The organism is Microcoleus sp. N3A4 (assembly GCF_036701805.1).
Taxonomy (GTDB): Bacteria; Cyanobacteriota; Cyanobacteriia; order Cyanobacteriales; family Microcoleaceae; genus Microcoleus.
Genome location: NZ_JAUBRJ010000013.1, coordinates 101703 through 119567, shown reverse-complemented (window position 1 = coordinate 119567; position 17865 = coordinate 101703). Strand labels below are relative to the sequence as shown.

Genomic DNA, 17865 nt, shown 5'->3' with positions numbered 1-17865 from the left:
TATTGGGATATTTGACTTGTCCACTTAAATAGTCATTGAATAATCCCTGCTTAAGTTTCTAACGGGACTTTAACAAAAAATCAGTCTAAAGTATGATAATCTAGAATAGATTTAACGTTGACTCAAGTTAGTAGAGGGTTCGTTTTAATAGATGATTCCGGTTTCGCGAAAAAGTTGCACGCTAACCGCAGGTCTGGGAAGACAATATATCCGAGAAATTGGCAAGACGGATAACGGCGCAGTCTGAGGAACCACACATCTATGTAAGGAGTTCTGTTTTTTCTTCCCCTACCAACAGACCAAAAGTTCGCTGTAACGAATTCAGTCCTTTATTTTCAAACTTGGTACTAAAAACTTTAGTCCTTACTACCAACAGCTTAAAACTGACCGCACAAAAAATATTATTTTTACATTAAAATTGAATACAATACCCCAAGAATTACTGACAGATATCTCCCAAATGTTTACAGCGACCTTATTTAAAATAGGGGATAATCCTGTATCGCTGCGGTCAATTGTGGAACTGATTGTATTGTTCATGGCTGTCCTCGTCATATCGCGCTCTTTTACAAACTTTCTTAAGGAACGCTTGCTCGTCAAACTGGGAATTGACGAGGGAAACCGGGAAGCTATCGCAGTAATTATGCGCTATTTAATAGTAGCTTTAGGCGTTGTCGTTGCCATCCAAGGAATAGGATTCAACCTCGCTTCTTTTGCAGTAGTTGTGGGGGGATTGGGAGTCGGAATTGGCTTCGGAATACAGGATTTAACAACGAATTTTGTCAGCGGCTTAACGCTGCTTTTAGACAGACCTGTGAAAGTCGGAGACTTTGTGGAATTAGAAGGATTGATGGGAATCGTCAAAAAAATCTCGATTCGATCGACTATCATTCAAACCAATGACGACTCCAGCGTCATAGTTCCCAACAGCCAAATGATTAGCAACAAAATTGTTAATTGGAGTTACGAAAACTCGCTACTCTGTCTGCGAGTTCCCGTAGAAGTAGCCGAGAATAGTAACCCGCTGTTAGTGACAGAAACTCTGTTAAATATTGCTTACGCGGAGGCGGGAGTTGTGTGCGAACCGAATCCGAAAGTATTTTTTGTCGAGTTTGGCGATGATAGTTTTAAATTTGAACTTTTAGTTTGGACGGACAAGCCGACTGAAAGAGAAGTAATTAAAAGTTCTTTGAATTTTGCGATTGAGTACAATTTCCGCAACCAAAAAATTGAATTCCCGTTCAACGACAGAGAAATTTATTTGCAAAATCCCGAAGTTCTTTTGTCAATGTTCAACAAAAAAGAAACTGCAATTGACATCACGAACATTTCCTATGAAAACGAGCAAAAAATGCCTATTTTTGCAGAGGAACTGAAAAAGCCATCGTCCCTTAGCTGTTTGCTGCGACAGGTGGAATACTTTGAAAATATGACCGATCTTGAATTGCGGCAATTGATTGAAGTTGGATACCGCAAACGGCTGCGATCGCAAGAATTTTTATTTCGAGAAAACGACCCGGGAGATGCTTTTTACATGATTCTTTCAGGTTCAGTCGAAGTTTTTGTAGAAGCTATTGACAAACACCTGAATAACCTCGTTACAGGTCAGTTTTTCGGGGAACTTTCTTTGATGTTGGGAATCCCCAGAACTGCTTCGGTAAGAGCTTTAGAAGAAACTATTTTGTTTGCGATTAATAAAGAAGGTTTCCAGAAAGTTTTAACTGAACGACCGGATTTATCTGAACTGATTATTAAAGAAATAGTCAAACACAAAGAAGAACTCAGCGAGAGACAGCAATTATTGCGAGAAATGGAATTAGTAGATGCAGCAGAAGAGGATGAAAATCCTGTAGAATGGGTGAGAAAACGGCTAAAAAATCTATTTAGTGTTTGAAATAATTTCTTATGACGCGATTTATTCACGATCTCTTTGCCAAAGAATACCTGGAGGAATTGCTGTCGCCCATCGGAACGGTTAATATCGGCCGCGATGTGACTTCCGAAGTCCGAGAAATCGATGTTTATTTCACTCCCAGCACCGCAATTCCCGAATACTCAGAAACCCTGGGATTGTTGGGAAAAATGGCAAACACAACTGCAATTTTTGAACCGTTTCGCAATCCGGCAAACGTCAGCGAAATTTGTAGCTGTCTGGGCAAGTTGTTGGACGTGCGAGGTGAATTGGAGCGAAAATTTAGGAGAGAAAATACTCGCTATGATGATGCTCAGTTACCGAAACTGTGGATTTTTGTACCCACAGCATCGAAAGCATTGGTAGATAGCTTTAATGCGATACCAGACACAGAGAATTGGATGCAGGGAATTTATTTTTTGGGTGCATCTTTGCGAACTGCAATTGTGGCGATTCACCAGTTGCCAGAAACTCCAGAAACCCTGTGGTTGAGGATTTTGGGCAAAGGGGGAGTGCAGCAAAGGGCTATTTCCCAATTAAGCGCTTTAGCAACAGACGATCCGTTGCGGATTATCGCGCTAGAATTGCTGTATCGGTTACAGTCAAATTTAGTAACCGATGCGCCACAAGAATTAGAGCCAGAAGAGCGGGAGTTAATTATGGCCATTGCACCACTTTTTCAACAACAAATACAAGCAGCACAGCAACAAGCTAGAGAAGAAGGACTAGAACGAGGACTAGAACAAGGGCTAGAACAGGGGCTAGAACGAGGACTAGAACAAGGGCTAGAACGGGGACGAGAACAAGGACTAGAACGAGGCAGACAAGAACAACAGTGCTTAATCTTAGAAAACTTTCTGCGAGTTAGATTTGGAGAATTAAGTCCAAAAATGACAGTTTTTCTATCTCCAATATCCAAGTTACCGGCGGCGGAATTTACAGTGCTGTTGCTGGCAATATCGATGCTGACAGTCGATGAAACAGGGCGGGAACAAGCGGTGAAGTTGTTAGCTGAAAGTGTCTTGCAAATACGATCGCCTGAATTGGGCGATATTCTGCCTGCAGCAGTTACTAATTTATTGGCATTGCCTGTGGAAGAATTGACCTTGTTTGTAGAACAACTGTCGCAGTTATCGGCTGAGGAATTGAGGGACAGGTTAGGAACAACACCTGACTAAAACCTGCGATCGCTCTCACAGGACTAAGGCCAACTGTCACAAGACTTTTAGGTATGTTGTTGCACTTGGGCGCTCTTAGGATATGAAAGAGCGCCCAAGCGCAACTACATACCTTTGTTTAATGTGGCAGTTGGCCTTAGTCCTGTATTTGATTAAACCTTCTCTTTCGCAGGCGGAACCAAACCGGTTTTATTCAAACCTGCATCAATATCCCTGAGCAATTTAAAATCATCTTCGGGTAAAGAATTAACAGGCGAGTGTTTTTCCAGAAACGAGAATGCTTGCCGAAATTCACGCGGCCGGGAGTCGATCGCACCATCGAAGTGACAAGGTACAATTCTTTGAAAGTCCCAACTCGCCACTTTATCCACCCAATCGAGAGTTTCCCTCGGCGCGCGGTTGAGAATCAATGTCTGCAAAATCGGCGCCACCAACAACCGCCCTCCTCCCCGCAAAGCCTCAAACGATCGCACCCAATCTGTTTTCCACTTGAACGGATACAACCCGAAATAAGCTTTCCTAGAGCGTTCTGGCGCTTGGCGCGCGCTGGCAAATACCTCCGACCACGGCGGCACTTCCAGCACGCTAGGCGTAAAATACATGGCAAATAAGGCGATTCTCTGCCAGCCTTTGCGCCGATTTTCGTGGGAGTCGGCCACGATGTCCGAGGCGCTGTCTTTGGCGTGAAATAGCAGCGGGTAGTGGTCGAATTCGACGATCGCGGGCGGATTTTCGGGAATGGAAACCACGGAATCTGTTAACATCAGCGTGCGCGATCGCCTGTGAAATAAGGCAACTTCTGCAAATCTGCCTAAACCGAGGTCGATCGGGCCCAAAATTGCCCAGTCAAATTGATCGGCTAACGGCGTGTTGCTGCTGTCAAAGGGCAGTACAGACGTGCGTTTCGCCGGCAAACCCAGCCAACTCAGCGGCAAATTCATGGGGAAACTCCACTGCTGCGGGGCGACAAACACCTGCGCTTCGGGAAAACACCTCGCAAAGGGGCCGACAAAAACTTTGTGCTCGATGCCCGAAACCGTTGTCAGCAGGATGTACTTAACCTCGCCGTGTTCTGCTGCTAACTCCTTTACCAAGCGGATGCACTCAGGAGTCGGTGCAACGGGGGCGTAGACGAGAAGGCCTTCGGGTTCTAGTTTAATTACTGTCATCCGAATCGGGACGACTACGTAGAAAATTCCTTGTAGCTGGTCAAAAGTCCAGATCGTGTCCTTGACTATTTCCTTGCGGATGGTGCGCCGCTTGCTGTAGGGATAGAGGGGGACGACTGGCCAAAAGGCCCAAGAATAGTCCCGAGAATCAATCTGTGCTGATGTTGGTATGCCTTCGCCCTCTGCCACTGGTGCGACTCCTTGCCGATTTTTTTGTACGTGCGTGCGATCGAACTGTTGTTCTATTATTTCACTCCTGTGGCGCGGATTCGAGGAGTTGAAAGGCAGCCGGTTCAGTGCGGTATCGCTGGATTTCGGCTTTTGGTACCGTCTCCGATAGGTTAACCGCGATATTTGTAGGGGCTGGTTTTACTGACAATCTGTAGTTTATATCCAGAATGTCGATCGCAAGTTCAAGTTTCAGTCCCGTTGCCGGGATTCTATTAGTTGAAAGCGCCGATGTATTTTCTCCCTACGCAACGTTAGAGGATGTTTTAAAAGTCGAAGCAAGTCAATCGATTTTAGATTTTAGATTTTAGATTTTAGATTTTAGATTTGAAGCATTGACCCCACGGATCAATGATGAATGTGGGTTTGTTTGCGCTCACCTGAGCTCCGGGTGCGTCGCTCAAAGATTGTGGATATTCTTTAAGATTTAAGGGTGGCGACGCACCCGGAGCGATACTGTTGTATGAGTTTTGAGAATTAGTATAAATAATTATTATCCATTGCCGCTCGATACCGTTTCATTTTTAAACTTTGTTTAGAAGTTTTTTCTGGTTTCAGTAAATTGATGGCACTCGCGACGTAGAAGCGCCAAATTTTACGGAGAGTTCTGTTTGTGAATCCGGCTTTCATCTGATCGAAAATGTAACATAAGCGTGTCCAATGTAAGCTATTTCTAAGTGCTTACCCCGTCAGGCAACCACGGGGGATTGCCCCTACAAATTTCATACCCCAATTCAGCAACGTCCAGATTTTTTTGGGAAGCTCTAGTAGGTTTTCCCAAAAAGGGATGGATTTTCTCATATTTTTGCATACTTGCAAAATCGGGATGCTCCGCATGGTATAAGTCCTTACGCGGAGCTGCAACTGAGAATTGTCCACTGCATTAACTGCTGCCACTCGGGAGATTGAGCTAACAAATCTGCATCCAATTCATTTTCATTTCCCGCCGACTGCGAAAATTCGGCGAAACATTCCACCCAATTAATTACTGTTTCCACAGGCAAATAAGGCGTATAATTCCAAGAACGCTGCAAAAACTCTACCATCTCAACAGAATGACCGGTGCGGTGCAAATACCAAGCAATCCAAACTAAGGTACTGTACTTGATTTGTTTTTCCAACAAACGTATTTTATCCGGCAATTCGGGGCGGGCAAAAAAATTGTCTATGACTGCGGCCAAGGATTTAGCCTGCGGTAAACCTTTGTACATGGCGCTTTGTTCGTGCTGGCGGTAGCAAACAGTTACTTCCTGCAGCCACTCTGCTTCGCATCCCATTAAGGCTAAACGCAGCACTAAATCTGTATCTTCCGCCGGTGGAAATCGAGGGTCAAATCCGCCGGCGCGCTCTAACCAATGGCGGCGAAATACCATCGCGCTGGGTAATACAGGTTTCCACCTGAGCCACGTTTCTAAGTCTAATTTAGGGACGTTTTGCCAGGGTTTGACATCTTTTAGCGGTTCGCCTATACTATTAACTAGACGCCAGCCGCTGTGGACTATTCCTAGATTTGGTTTCGCTGCAAATACAGCGATTTGTGCTGCTATTTTGTCGGGTAAAAAGTAGTCGTCAGCATCGAGAAATGCGATAAATTCTCCTCGCGCTAGCTCTATGCCGCGATTTCTGGCAATCGAAACTCCTTGATTTTGTTGGTAAATGTAGCGAATTCGATCGCCATATTTTTCTAAAACTAATCTGGTGTCGTCTCGGGAGCCGTCGTCTACTACAATAATTTCCCAGTCAGCAATTGTTTGGTGCAGCACGCTATCTACTGCTTGGCCGACGTAAGCAGCGCAGTTGTAAGCCGGAATCACCACGCTTACCTGTGGAGTTCGATCGCTCATAATTAATATCAAGTTTGATGGATTATAGCATTTTAAATTTTATATTTTAGTGGGTGCCCCCGAGGCTGACAAGCGAATTTCAAAGGTGGTACCCGCCACGCGATCGATCCGTGGAATCAATCGAAAGCATCTGGAATCTCAAATCCTCAAGCCCCCGACTCGATCCGTGGGGTCAATCCAAAATCTCAAATCTCAAATCTAAAATCGAATGACGCACCCGATAAGCGATGCTTTTTGAGAAAAATTTTGGTTCAAGAATTTGCCAAGGTAAATTGGTGCGAGTTCAATATATCAGGGCGGCGAATTGCTAAAGGGTGGCGATCGCCTTTTACCTTCAAATACTTGTCAGCTACTTGCAAAACCTGTTCTGGATTGGGTGGCTTGCTCAAAAAATCGGAAGCACCTGTAAATTTCGCTCGCGTGCGGTCAATTATACTGTCTTGACCGGTCAAAAACACGATCGGAGTTTCCCGAAAAGCCGGTGTCTTCCGCAAAAAATTGCACAAAGCAAAGCCGCTTGTCTTGGGCATCACCACGTCCATAAAAATTAAAGCAGGCTTGTGTTTGGCGAGGATGCCCACTCCCTGCATCGGGTCTTGAATTTTTAGGACTCGATACCCCTCCGGCAATAAAATTTGCTCTAAAAATTCGCATACTGTAGGACTGTCATCGATACACGCAATCAAAGGGCGACCCGGCCCAGCGATCGCCGCGGCAAGGCGCCACTGTTCTACAGGCGAGGGCAAGTCTGGTACTGTTCGGAAATTTACTAAACCCTGCTTGATGTAATTAACTAAAGCGCGAGTTGCCACTGTCACGCACTGCTTTTTCTTAAATGCAATATCCCAAAGAGTATTCTCGCCGTTAAATACGTTAGCCAAAGCGATCAAAGAATTAGAACTAAATCGATTTTGCTGCAACTGGGCCGACGCTTTTAAAAGCGGTGCTTGTTCTGGATCTACCAGCCACAAACCCATTGCTTTCCACTTCTGCCAAAGTTGTTCTGTAGAGCACAGAATTTGCTCTACTTCGGTTAAAGACAGCAGCAAAGAAGAGGTAACTGTAGAAAAATATTTTGGAGACGGACGCCACTCCCGGCGCAAACCCGATTGACCGATTAGAGCAAAGAACACTTCGGAAACGCTGCTGTGGACGATCGCCCTAGCTTGTTCCAAACTCATTTCGCTGGCTGCTACCCCTCGCTGAAGCAGTTGATATTCCCACAATTCTCCAGCATCGAGGTCTCTGAGATCCACTTGAAAGTTACGACAGTGTTGCCCGATCGCCCTGTACCAGCGCCTCGATCTGTGCGTTCCTCCTGTGGCATAAACCAAACAACCCTGAAAAAAGTAAAGTTGCCACTGTTGCTCTCCTTGCTCTAGCAGCAGTTTCCCCGTTGCTTGTTTCTGGCTGAGTACAGCCAGAGTATGGGACAACATTTTGTATCCGATTGCGGTAGCAGACATATCAACTCGCATCCCCTGTACTCTGTTTGTACCATTATATCGCTGCCCAGTTGTGAAAGATAACAGTAATATTACTGAATTTGGGTCAAGCAAAACAACTAATTCTGCGAATTTAACCCCATCAGGGAGTCATTCCCCCCGGGAGTTTTAGCCATGAGGATGCAACACCTATTTGCACTATTAACTAATAACTAAGATCCTGCTTTGACTAATAACTAATTCCCCTGGCTATCTTTGGGAGGTACTGGATCGTAACCCCCTGGATGAAAAGGATGACAGCGCAAAATCCGCTTAACTGCCATTGAGCCGCCGCGGCCGGCCCCAAATCTTTCTATTGCTTCGATCGCGTATTGCGAACAAGTTGGTTGAAATCTGCAGGCGTTAGGTAGGTAAGGAGAAATCCCCATTTTGTAGCCTCGGATTAATCCGATCAACAATATTTTCACAATTTTTACCTCAGCACTAAATGAGATTAATAGCAAAATGTCGTCCCGCAGCCTCAATCATAATTTTGCCAGTCAAGTCTCCCGATTGTGCGATCGCGCCTAAAATGCCTCCCAGAGTTCCGCCAACATTTCCAGCGCCAATTATACCTGTTTTCTTTTGGCCTCTTGGAGACCTAAAGCACAATTTGAGGAGACAATATGGTACTTGTTTCTGAGTTTGCTACTTGACCGATACCTAAAAAAATACCGTCTCGATCGTAAACCTGCAAGGGATAGGGAGGTTGTGGTATTGGGTTGTCGGGGCGATTGTTCCTACTGTCCTCCTCCCCCCCTATGGGCGTTTCGGGAATTGGGAGGCGCTGACCTTGAAACCAGCGTTTGGCATATTCAGGAGAAAGGACGATCGCCCCTAAATGCCCCAAAACCTGCGATGGCAAAATCGGGCAGAATTTATTCTCCTGCAATTGCAGTTCCAATTGTTCAAAACTGAGACTTTCCTCGATCGAGAAACCGCTACTTTCGGTGCGAGTCAAACGGGCTAAAGTACCGCCGACATTCAACACAGCGCCCAAATCCCGCGCGATCGCCCGAATGTAAGTACCCGCCCCGCAGGCGATCGACAAATCCAATTCAGGAAAATCTCCAGGCCGCCAATCCAAGATTTCCAGTCGAAAAACCTCAACATTTCTAGCAGCAACTTCCACCGTTTCGCCTTTTCTAGCTAACTCGTAAAGGCGTTTTCCTCCCACCTGAACAGCACTAAAACTCGGCGGAAATTGAGCGATTTTTCCTAGGAAATTGGGCAGTGCAGCTTGCACTTTTTCTAAACTCAACTCCGGCACCGGTCGAGAATGGATAATTTCTCCTTCTAAATCGTCAGTAGCGGTAGTTAAGCCAAACCGAATCGTACCTCGGTAAGCTTTATTGTGTTGGAGAAATTGCAGCAGTCTGGTCGATCTGCCGAGGGCGATCGGCAAAACGCCAGTCACAGCAGGATCGAGGGTTCCTCCGTGTCCGACTCGCTTGAGTTTCAATAGCCGGCGCACTCGCCCCACGCAGTCGTGAGATGTCATGCCCGCAGGTTTGTTGAGATTGAGAAAACCGTCAGTAGTCATTAGTCATTAGTTAGTAGTCAGTAGTCAGTAGTCAGTAGTCATTAGTTATTAGTCAGTTGTTATTTGTTATTTGTTATTTGTTATTTGTCATACCAAATCCTGCTTAAATAACTTTCTATATCTTAGTCTGCTGAGGCAGACTTCGTTGGTGTAGTTTGAGGTCAAAAGCGGTTTCAACCGCCGAGTTTCATCAAATGGTTAGCCAACCCGGATTTTGTATCAGTCAACCGTCAACAGTCAACCGTCAACAGTCAACCGTCAACCGTTAACAATTCCCAATTAAAAAATAAAGTCAGCCGTACTGATAGAAGAGGAGGCAACTCCGAAGATACTAGCCAGAGTTTCTTTGGTGCTTGTAAGCTGAATAATTGTACTCGGCGAAGTTCCCGCCCCAGCGGAAATGGTGAGTTCGCCAAAAGTGAGGCCGGCATTCAAGCGAATTCGATCCGTACCATCAGTAAAGTCTGTAATCACATCATTATCTCCCGATCGCCCGATCGCAAAAGTATCGTTCCCGGCGCCGCCAGTTAGAGTATCTCTGCCTGTATCGCCCGATAAACAGTCATCGCCGATGCCACCAAACAGCGAGTCGTCGCCGGCACCCCCAAACAGCGTGTCATTGCCCGCGCCGCCCAACAAAGTATCGGTGTCTTGGTTGCCAAACAGCAAATCATTGCCCTCATCGCCGCTTACCGAGTCAGAACCTTTGCCGCCGTAGAAAGTATCGTCGCCCGCGTTACCGAAAACGCTGTCGCGGCCCGCACCGCCGAACAGTATGTCATTGCCAGTGTCGCCCAGTATTGAGTCATCGCCCTCGCCGCCGTAGAGGGAATCGTTTCCCGCTAAGCCGAAAATGCTGTCAGGGCCACCCAAACCAAATATCAAATCAGCCCCTGCTGTACCCCGGAGGGAGTCGGGGCCGCTGGTGCCGTTCCTGGGAGTAGCTGTCCCTCCGGGACTGGTACCGGAGGGGGTTGGGGTTGTGACGGGAATTTGCCGAAGTGGCACTGCTGATGGCATAATTCTGAAGATGAGTAGAAATTTGCCATTCTAACTTAGCTTAAAAGCGGAAGTTATAAGCTCGCCAACTGCCCAGATCGGAAATATCGATCGCACCCGCCACAGCATAAGATTCGCACAAAAAGCCCTGCACCATAGAGCCGTCCTCCAACACCAGCGTACCAATTCCCAGGGGCGGGGGAATTTTAGTGACAAATCGGCCGAAAGCTGCGATCGACAACTCCCAAACTTCCACCTCGATCGCGCTACCGCCCTCTACGTGACGCACCAATCCCGGTTTGGGAATCACTGTCCCCGTCAAAGCATACAGCTTGTAAATCGGGCTGGTACGGCAGGCGCGAACCAAAATTCCTCCCCCCTCGATTAGTTGATAATTCAGCGGCTCACCCATCAAATGAGCGCCAACCACGGCTATTTTGACTTGTTCTCGTGAGGAAGATTTGGCTGCGATGGCGGGTTCCGGGACGGTTGGCAGCGGTAGGTCAGTTGCGCCCAAAGTTCCCCCCAAGCTGGCGTGGAAAGCAGATCCCAGGCGGCAGAGGGATAAATCGTGCCAAGCAGGAGCCATCAGTGTCAATCCTGCGGGCAATCCGCTGCTTTGAAACCCGCTGGGAACTGCGATCGCGCACAAATCGAGCAAATTTGCAAAGTTCGTGTAGCGCCCGAGATTGGTGTTGAGGGCGATCGGCTCGGCTGCAACTTCTGCGACAGTATAAATTGTGCCTGTCGTGGGAACAGCCAAAACATCCATTGACTCCCACTGAATTTCTGCCTGCTGGCGGAGTTCGGCCAACCGGTACGACGCGCGGTAGGCAGAGACGGCATCGTAGCGTTTGCCACCGCTGATAATTTCGTACACGATCGGATCGAGACCATCTGGGTGCGCGTCGAGGAAATCGCCGATCGCCGCCAACCTTTCTGCTACCCAAGGCCCGCCGTAGAGCAGTTCGGCAGCCTCAGCAAAGGGTTTGAAGTCAATAGGTGCGATCGTGCAGCCCAAAGATTGCAAGCGCGCGAGATCCTCTCGGTAGCGCTGTTCGGCTTCTGCATTCCCGAAAAATTCCAGTTCCCCGTCTGCGGGAACTCCCACCCGCAAGCTCGATAAATCGGGCAAAACTTTCGTTTCAGGGCGGCGAGAAAACGCATCCTCAGCGTCAAAACCGCTGGCTACTTGCAGCACTGCTGCGGCATCCGCGCAGGTGAGAGCGAACACAGAAACGCAATCGAGCGATCGCACCGCTGGTAGTAGCCCGCGAGTGCTTACCAGCCCGCAACTTGGCTTCAGCCCGACTATGTTGGTAAAAGCAGCGGGAACCCGCCCCGATCCTGCGGTATCGCTACCCAGAGCAAAACTTACCAATCCGGCGGAGACTGCTGCGGCGGAACCGGAACTCGATCCTCCTGGGATGTAGCGCCGATCGAACGGATTGCGGCAAACTCCATAAGGCGTGCGGGTTCCCACTAATCCTGTGGCAAATTGATCCATGTTAGTTTTGCCGATCGCGATCGCACCTGCCGCGCACAGGCGCTCTACGACTGCGGACGATCGCGCTGGAGTGCGAGCAAACTGCGGACATCCCGCTGTAGTGGGAACGCCCGCCCAATCGAGATTATCTTTGATCGCAAAAGGTATTCCGTAGAGCGGCAACTGCTGCGGGTCTAGGTTTTGCAAGGCTTTGGCGCGTTCGAGGGTTTCCGCCAGCGGTGCTAAATAAATCCATACCGCCGGATCTGCATAGCGTTCGATCCGATCGTACACGCTCGCGATCGCATCTGCGGGCGCGATCGAGCCGGTGCGGTAGCGATCGAGCAGCGAATGAATGTCCAGACTGTGACTGTAGTTAACTTTTTCCATAATGCACCGTCAGTCGATTTTAGATTTTAGATTTTAGATTGAAGAGTTGACTTCACAGGCTGTGTTTGGCGATCGTTCGATTTTCGATTTTCGATTGAAGAAATTACTTCACAGGCTGTGTTTGGCGATCGTTCGATTTTCGATTTTCGATTTTCGATTGAAGAAATTACTTCACAGGCTGCGTTTGGCGATCGTTATTACAAATAAAAGGTTAGTTTACCACATTGTCGATCGTACTCGCATCCAGTCAGCGGGCGATCGAAGTATTTCTCAAAAAATCTTCAACCCTTGCCTTGCGGGTTGAATCTGCGTGTCCGTAAACTTCGCGATTTCCAACCGCCCGGTTTAATCTTCCAAAAACTTTAATTTGAAAAATCGCAGAAAAACCGTTTTTTGTAACATTTTACACATTTTCTCATCAAGTTTGCTGTTACCGTTTGAAACGTAGCAATCTAGTAGGATTGCAAACTACAGTATGCTTACCTTTCAAAAAGCTAAGTGCTTTGCTGTTAGCAACAGTCTCGAATAACTCCTTGGGCTACAAACAGGACTTATACAGACAAAAACAAAAAAAATTAATCGCTTCTAGGGTTCCGATTTGAACGAGTTTCTAACTCAGCTTAGAAAGTTCGAGTGCTGGTCCGAGAGAAGCAGACTGGTTCTCTCAATATTTGAATTTGAGGGAAACACTAGCCAGTTACACGGCGGGATAAAAGCCCGGGAGAAACGCGATCGGTCAGCAAGACTCGGTTCGTTAGCTCTCGGGCTTTATCCTTGTATATCAAGGGTTTGCGGGAGCTAAGGAAGCCAGAGAAGGTGCAAAAGCTCGATCGACATATTCACATTTAACCAGCAACCAGAATATGCTATGAATATCCGATATTGCTCCCCAAAAATAATGCGATCGCCCTTATCCTACTGCGCCCTATTTTTCATCACCTTGTTTTTCGCGATCGGCTGCGTCAATCCGGCAATTTATATCAAAACCACGACCGAAACAGAAGCAACCTCTTCAGTAAGTGCTGACGCAGTTCGCCTCGGATTCAGCGCGTGGCCCGGCTGGTTTCCTTGGCAAATTTCCAAAGAACAAAAGATATTTGAAGCCAACAATGTTGGTGTAGACTTAAAATGGTTTGACGGCTACTTAGAATCGATCGGCACCCTCACAGCAGGACAGATAGATGCTAACAGCCAAACCCTCGGCGATACAGTAAACTCTATATCAGGCGGTGCAGATCAAGTAATTGTTTTAGTCAACGACAATTCGACTGGCAATGACAAAGTTATTGTCGCCGAAGGCATCAATTCCGTTGCAGATTTGAAAGGTAAAAAAGTGGCAGCAGAAGAAGGTACAGTCGATCACTTTCTATTACTGTTAGGGCTGAGAAAAGCAGGTTTATCAGTGCAAGATATTCAATTTGTACCGCTGGAAACTGGCAAAGCTGCGGCAGCTTTCGTCGGAGGGCAAGTCGATGCGGTGGCAGTATTTGCGCCGTTTACCACGCAGGCATTAAAACGATCTAACAGCAAGGAACTGTTTAGTTCAAAAGACTTTCCGGGGGCGATTTCCGACCATTTAGTATTCACGCGAAAGTTTATCGGCGAACACCCCGATCGAGTGCAATCCCTGGTCAATTCATGGTTTGCCACATTGGAATACATGAAATTAAATAAAGAGAAATCTTACCAAATTTTAGCAAACCGCGCCGGAGTTAGCGTCGAGGAATACAAAGAATATGAAAACGGCACTAAGATATTTACGGTTGAGGAAAACTTGAAAGCTTTTCAACCGGGAAATGACATGACATCCTTGCAGTTTGCGGCGGCAGAAATGACCAAATTTCTCGTAGATGTAAATTTAGCAAAAACCCAACCAGATATCAGCAAATTATTTGACGATCGCTTTATCAAAGCTTATTCCGAAGGTAGAAGCTAGAAGGCAAAAAGCAAAACTTTCATAAATTACAGACACAATAAACTCTCACAAATATTGCTCTTTAAAATTACCCAAAATCAATCAAATTCCTCGATCAACCCTTCTGCAATTAAATGATGCCACCAAATCCCGATCCCGGAGCCCTCCCATCTCAACTCAAGCAAAAAAGCCTAAATCCCACCGTTTTCTGGCGGATTGCGGAAGAGATACCAAAACCCCTGAATATTGGATTAACTGTCACATCGATCGCACTTCCGCTGCTGGTGTGGTGGCTAGTAACAACCTTCGCTAACGTAGACCCCAAATTTTTGCCTTCCCCCGGCAAAGTTTTAGAAGCATTTGGTCGGCTGTGGAACACTCGCGAACTTTTGAAAGACACAGTAGCGAGTTTGTGGCGGGTGGGAGTGGGCTTTCTGTTCGCCTTGCTTTTTTCCATACCAATTGGCGTGCTGATGGGCAGTTTTCCCAGTATTCGCGCTTTGCTGGAACCCATGTTCGGCTTGATGCGATATATGCCCGCACCAGCATTCATTCCCCTGCTAATTCTTTACTTGGGAATAGGCGAAGAACCCAAAATTACCCTGATATTTATCGGCGTCTTTTTCTTCAATTCGCTGATGGTGATGGATACAGTCAAGTTTGTTCCAAAAGACTTGATCGAAGCTACTTATATGTTGGGCGGGAATCGCTGGGAAATCCTCACTCAAGTTATTTTTCCCCACGTTTTGCCGGGAATTCTTGATGCTAGCCGCATCAACTTAGCTGCGGCTTGGCAATTGGTAATCGTCTCGGAATTGATTGCTGCAACCGAAGGCTTAGGTCGCCGGATCAGCGTCGCAGGTCGATTTCTCCGAACCGATGAAATTTTTGTGGGGCTGATTGTCATTGGGGCGATCGGACTGACTTTTGACTTGCTTTTTCAATATCTGCTGCGGGTTTCTTGTAAATGGTCAAGTCAAAAACAGTAAGCAGATGTTGAAGGAAGAAGGAAGAAGGAAGAAGGAAGAAGGAAGAAGAAGAAGGCAGTGGTGTAAAAGAAAATTGAAACCCACGCTAGATATCGTTCTTAGTCCTAAAATTTACAGATTTTGGGAATGAAAAAATCAATTTTTTACTTACATTACAGAGGATAAACTCATGTTTCTGCAAATCAACAACCTGCACAAAAACTTTGAAACAAAAAACGGTAAATTAGTTGTCCTCAAGGACATCAATATGAGCATCAAGCAAGGCGAATTTATCTGCGCGGTAGGCGCATCCGGTTCGGGCAAATCTACTCTTTTGAGGCAGATTGCGGGATTGGACAAGCCGACAACAGGGTTCGTTAAAATCGACGGCAAAGAAGTTGTTTCGCCTGGGCCCGATCGAGGTATGGTATTTCAGCATTACACTCTTTATCCTTGGATGAACGTGCAGGAAAATGCCGAGTTTGGCCTCAAACTTCAAGGCGTGTCCAAAAAGGATCGGCGCGAACAAGCGAGCTATTATTTGAGTGTGGTAGGATTGACGCAGTTTGCTTCGTCGCTGCCGAAGGAATTGTCGGGCGGGATGAAACAGCGGGTGGCGATCGCCCGCGCCCTCGCTTCTGAACCTAAAGTGTTATTAATGGATGAACCTTTCGGCGCCTTGGATATCCACACTAAAGAATCGATGCACGAATTCATGCTGGATTTGTGGCGCCGCACTCAGATTACAATCTTTATGATTACCCACGATGTCGAAGAAGCGGTGTTTCTTTCCAATCGAATTTATGCTTTGGGTGCTCGTCCCGGTACAGTGAGAAAGGAAATGTCGATTAATTTGCCCGATCGCACTCCCAGCGTTAAACGGCACGCCAAATTCCACGATTATCGCGACGAACTCATGGATTTGATGCGGAAACACGGACAGGAAGCAGTTGCAATGGCTGCTTAAATAAAAATAGGTTTGTAGTTGCACTTTTTGGGCCTGCGCCAAGAGTTCAACTGCAAACCTAAGTAAGTGGAAACTCAACATCTTGCACCATTGTCAATTACCTATTTAGGAACGGGCAAGATGCCCGTTCCACAATAAATTTGAGTTTTGTGGAACGGGCATCTTGCCCGTTCTTGAGAATGGTTCAATATCTCAGTGGAGATAAATTTTACATTCGGAGAGTGCGTGTTTTGCAGCTACAAAATACTATTGTTTTGTTTTGCTAACCTACCTAAATACATCAAGAGGAACTTATGGTGCAACTATCGATCGACAAAAACTCACAAATCGATTCAAGCCTCGTATTAATCGAAGAAACCGTACCGGGCGGCGCGTACTGGTCGGGAGTCATCAAGCGGGGAAACACCCTGCGAATCACCGATTTAGAAGGCTCTCGCGGCGTTTCCATGCTGTGCTACAACGCCGACAATGCGATCGAACGTTTCAACGCAGCAGACACCGCCAAAATTCAATTCAACGCCTTTCTCAAACAAGGCATGGTGATCTACACAGACATGGGACGCATCCTATTTTCTATCACCCAAGACACCTCCGGCTGTCACGATTTGCTAGGAGGATGCAGCAACGCCATTAGCAATGCCAAAAAATACGGCGAAGGAGACTGGAAAAACTCCCGCGACAACTTCCTCAAAGCCCTAACTCGGTGGGGTTTAGGCAAAAAAGATATCATGCCCAACCTCAACTTATTTACTCGCATTGCCGTCAAACCAGACGGCACGATGGAGTTTCGCGAAGGCTGCGAAAAACCGGGTAGTTTTATCGATTTGCGAGCCGAAATGAACGTACTAACAATTATTTCTAACACCCCCCACATCCTGCATCCGAGTTCAATTTACGATCCAAAACCCATCCAGATTCAGATTTGGAAATCCCCCGCCCCCGCACCAAACGACTTGTGCCGCACCGCCAACCCGGAAGCCGTGCGCGGCTTCACCAACACCGATGCTTTATTCTTGCAATAAATCCGATTCCACAACTCAATCTTGTCCGCATCAATCTGCGGTGAAAAATTCTTTACTTCCATCACAAAAAGTGAACCATGACTGCAACTACCCAACAAGCCCTAGATCCAGAAACAGCAATTTACAACGAAGTTTTAGCCGCCAGATATCCTTGGTCTCGCGTCATCAAAAAAGGACAGATTCTCCGAATTGTAGATTTAGGCGGAAATCAAGCAGTAGACTTTTTAGTTTACAATGCCGATGACCCTTCCGAACGCTACAGCGCCCCCGATACGATCGTCAATCAAGGCAACATCTTTGTAACTACAAACAGCCAACTCATTTCTAACGAAGGGCGAGCCATTATGACCATAATTGCTGACTCCTGCGGCCGGCACGATACCTCCGGCGGCGCCTGTAGCTGCGAGAGCAACTCAGTGCGGTTTGGACTAGATAAAAAATACCAGCACGCCTGCGTTGAAAATTTCCTCGCCGCAATTCTTCCCTACGGTTTGGCCAAGCGCGATTTAGTCAGCAATATCAACTTCTTTATGAATGTTCCGGTTAGCGAAGATGGCACGCTTGAAATTGTTGACGGCATCTCCGATCCGGGAAGTACAGTTGATTTGCGGGCCGAAATGAACGCGCTGGTTGCTATTTCTAACTGCCCGCAAATGAACAATCCTTGCAATGCTTACAATCCTACGCCGATTCAGTTGATTGTTTGGGATGCGGTGTAAATGTAGCGTAGCTAGGGCGTGTTTTCTCTCCCCTGAATTGC

The 17865-nt window shown here is 46.8% G+C and carries 15 protein-coding genes and 1 riboswitch; of the genes, 8 read left to right on the top strand and 7 right to left on the bottom strand.

Annotation, left to right across the window (positions count from 1 at the left end):
- Positions 1-418: 418 nt before the first annotated feature.
- Positions 419-1894: a mechanosensitive ion channel domain-containing protein gene (locus QUA56_RS10475; protein ID WP_333356796.1), complete on the top strand. Its 1476-nt coding sequence runs from the start codon at positions 419-421 to the stop codon at positions 1892-1894.
- A gap of 11 nt (positions 1895-1905) precedes the next feature.
- A complete protein-coding gene (locus QUA56_RS10470) occupies positions 1906-3090 on the top strand; it encodes a flagellar assembly protein H (RefSeq protein ID WP_333356793.1) in 1185 nt (394 codons plus the stop codon).
- A gap of 152 nt (positions 3091-3242) precedes the next feature.
- Here QUA56_RS10470 and QUA56_RS10465 read toward each other — a convergent pair whose 3' ends face one another.
- The 7 genes from QUA56_RS10465 to atzF all read right to left on the bottom strand — a co-directional run bounded on the left by QUA56_RS10465 (position 3243) and on the right by atzF (position 12233).
- Positions 3243-4448, bottom strand: coding sequence for a DUF4336 domain-containing protein (locus tag QUA56_RS10465; RefSeq protein ID WP_333356790.1), 1206 nt, complete (start codon positions 4446-4448; stop codon positions 3243-3245).
- Positions 4449-5335: 887 nt separating this feature from the next.
- Positions 5336-6331: a glycosyltransferase gene (locus tag QUA56_RS10460; protein ID WP_333356788.1), complete on the bottom strand. Its 996-nt coding sequence runs from the start codon at positions 6329-6331 to the stop codon at positions 5336-5338.
- A gap of 251 nt (positions 6332-6582) precedes the next feature.
- Positions 6583-7797 (bottom strand): response regulator, encoded by a 1215-nt coding sequence (locus tag QUA56_RS10455; protein WP_333356786.1) that lies wholly within the window; start codon positions 7795-7797, stop codon positions 6583-6585.
- A 215-nt stretch (positions 7798-8012) separates the two neighbouring features.
- Complete coding sequence (gene yidD, locus QUA56_RS10450; protein WP_333356783.1) at positions 8013-8243, bottom strand: membrane protein insertion efficiency factor YidD; 231 nt, start codon at positions 8241-8243, stop codon at positions 8013-8015.
- Positions 8244-8416: 173 nt separating this feature from the next.
- Complete coding sequence (gene truB, locus QUA56_RS10445) at positions 8417-9358, bottom strand: tRNA pseudouridine(55) synthase TruB (RefSeq protein WP_333356780.1); 942 nt, start codon at positions 9356-9358, stop codon at positions 8417-8419.
- Between the two features lie 279 nt (positions 9359-9637).
- Positions 9638-10378 carry a calcium-binding protein gene (locus tag QUA56_RS10440; RefSeq protein ID WP_333356777.1) on the bottom strand — a complete coding sequence of 247 codons (741 nt, stop codon included), beginning with the start codon at positions 10376-10378 and terminating at the stop codon, positions 9638-9640.
- Positions 10379-10418: 40 nt separating this feature from the next.
- Entirely contained in the window at positions 10419-12233 is a 1815-nt protein-coding gene (gene atzF, locus QUA56_RS10435) for an allophanate hydrolase (RefSeq protein ID WP_333356774.1), read from the bottom strand.
- A 46-nt stretch (positions 12234-12279) separates the two neighbouring features.
- Here atzF and QUA56_RS10430 point away from each other — a divergent pair, with 46 nt between their 5' ends.
- The 6 genes from QUA56_RS10430 (at position 12280) to QUA56_RS10405 (ending at position 17824) form a co-directional block, all read left to right on the top strand.
- Entirely contained in the window at positions 12280-12537 is a 258-nt protein-coding gene (locus QUA56_RS10430; RefSeq protein ID WP_333356770.1) for a hypothetical protein, read from the top strand.
- Positions 12538-12807: 270 nt separating this feature from the next.
- Positions 12808-12959: riboswitch (guanidine-I (ykkC/yxkD leader) on the top strand.
- A gap of 142 nt (positions 12960-13101) precedes the next feature.
- Positions 13102-14169: an ABC transporter substrate-binding protein gene (locus tag QUA56_RS10425; protein ID WP_333356767.1), complete on the top strand. Its 1068-nt coding sequence runs from the start codon at positions 13102-13104 to the stop codon at positions 14167-14169.
- Between the two features lie 116 nt (positions 14170-14285).
- The gene (locus QUA56_RS10420) at positions 14286-15137 is read left to right on the top strand and encodes an ABC transporter permease (protein WP_333356836.1); all 852 of its coding nucleotides are present in this window, start codon (positions 14286-14288) and stop codon (positions 15135-15137) included.
- Between the two features lie 169 nt (positions 15138-15306).
- A complete protein-coding gene (locus QUA56_RS10415) occupies positions 15307-16083 on the top strand; it encodes an ABC transporter ATP-binding protein (RefSeq protein WP_333356765.1) in 777 nt (258 codons plus the stop codon).
- Positions 16084-16376: 293 nt separating this feature from the next.
- Positions 16377-17105 carry an urea amidolyase associated protein UAAP1 gene (locus QUA56_RS10410; RefSeq protein WP_333356762.1) on the top strand — a complete coding sequence of 243 codons (729 nt, stop codon included), beginning with the start codon at positions 16377-16379 and terminating at the stop codon, positions 17103-17105.
- 77 nt (positions 17106-17182) lie between these two features.
- On the top strand, positions 17183-17824 hold the full coding sequence (locus QUA56_RS10405) for an urea amidolyase associated protein UAAP2 (RefSeq protein WP_333356759.1): 642 nt from the start codon (positions 17183-17185) through the stop codon (positions 17822-17824).
- Positions 17825-17865: the final 41 nt, after the last annotated feature.

Bases quoted from the DNA above. Each gene is read 5' to 3' on its own strand.
- QUA56_RS10470 (WP_333356793.1), top strand. From the start codon at position 1,906: ATGACGCGATTTATTCACGATCTCTTTGCCAAAGAATACCTGGAGGAA.
- QUA56_RS10460 (WP_333356788.1), bottom strand. From the start codon at position 6,331: ATGAGCGATCGAACTCCACAGGTAAGCGTGGTGATTCCGGCTTACAAC.
- QUA56_RS10455 (WP_333356786.1), bottom strand. From the start codon at position 7,797: ATGTCTGCTACCGCAATCGGATACAAAATGTTGTCCCATACTCTGGCT.
- truB (WP_333356780.1), bottom strand. From the start codon at position 9,358: ATGACTACTGACGGTTTTCTCAATCTCAACAAACCTGCGGGCATGACA.
- QUA56_RS10440 (WP_333356777.1), bottom strand. From the start codon at position 10,378: ATGCCATCAGCAGTGCCACTTCGGCAAATTCCCGTCACAACCCCAACC.
- atzF (WP_333356774.1), bottom strand. From the start codon at position 12,233: ATGGAAAAAGTTAACTACAGTCACAGTCTGGACATTCATTCGCTGCTC.
- QUA56_RS10425 (WP_333356767.1), top strand. From the start codon at position 13,102: ATGAATATCCGATATTGCTCCCCAAAAATAATGCGATCGCCCTTATCC.
- QUA56_RS10420 (WP_333356836.1), top strand. From the start codon at position 14,286: ATGCCACCAAATCCCGATCCCGGAGCCCTCCCATCTCAACTCAAGCAA.
- QUA56_RS10415 (WP_333356765.1), top strand. From the start codon at position 15,307: ATGTTTCTGCAAATCAACAACCTGCACAAAAACTTTGAAACAAAAAAC.
- QUA56_RS10410 (WP_333356762.1), top strand. From the start codon at position 16,377: ATGGTGCAACTATCGATCGACAAAAACTCACAAATCGATTCAAGCCTC.
- QUA56_RS10405 (WP_333356759.1), top strand. From the start codon at position 17,183: ATGACTGCAACTACCCAACAAGCCCTAGATCCAGAAACAGCAATTTAC.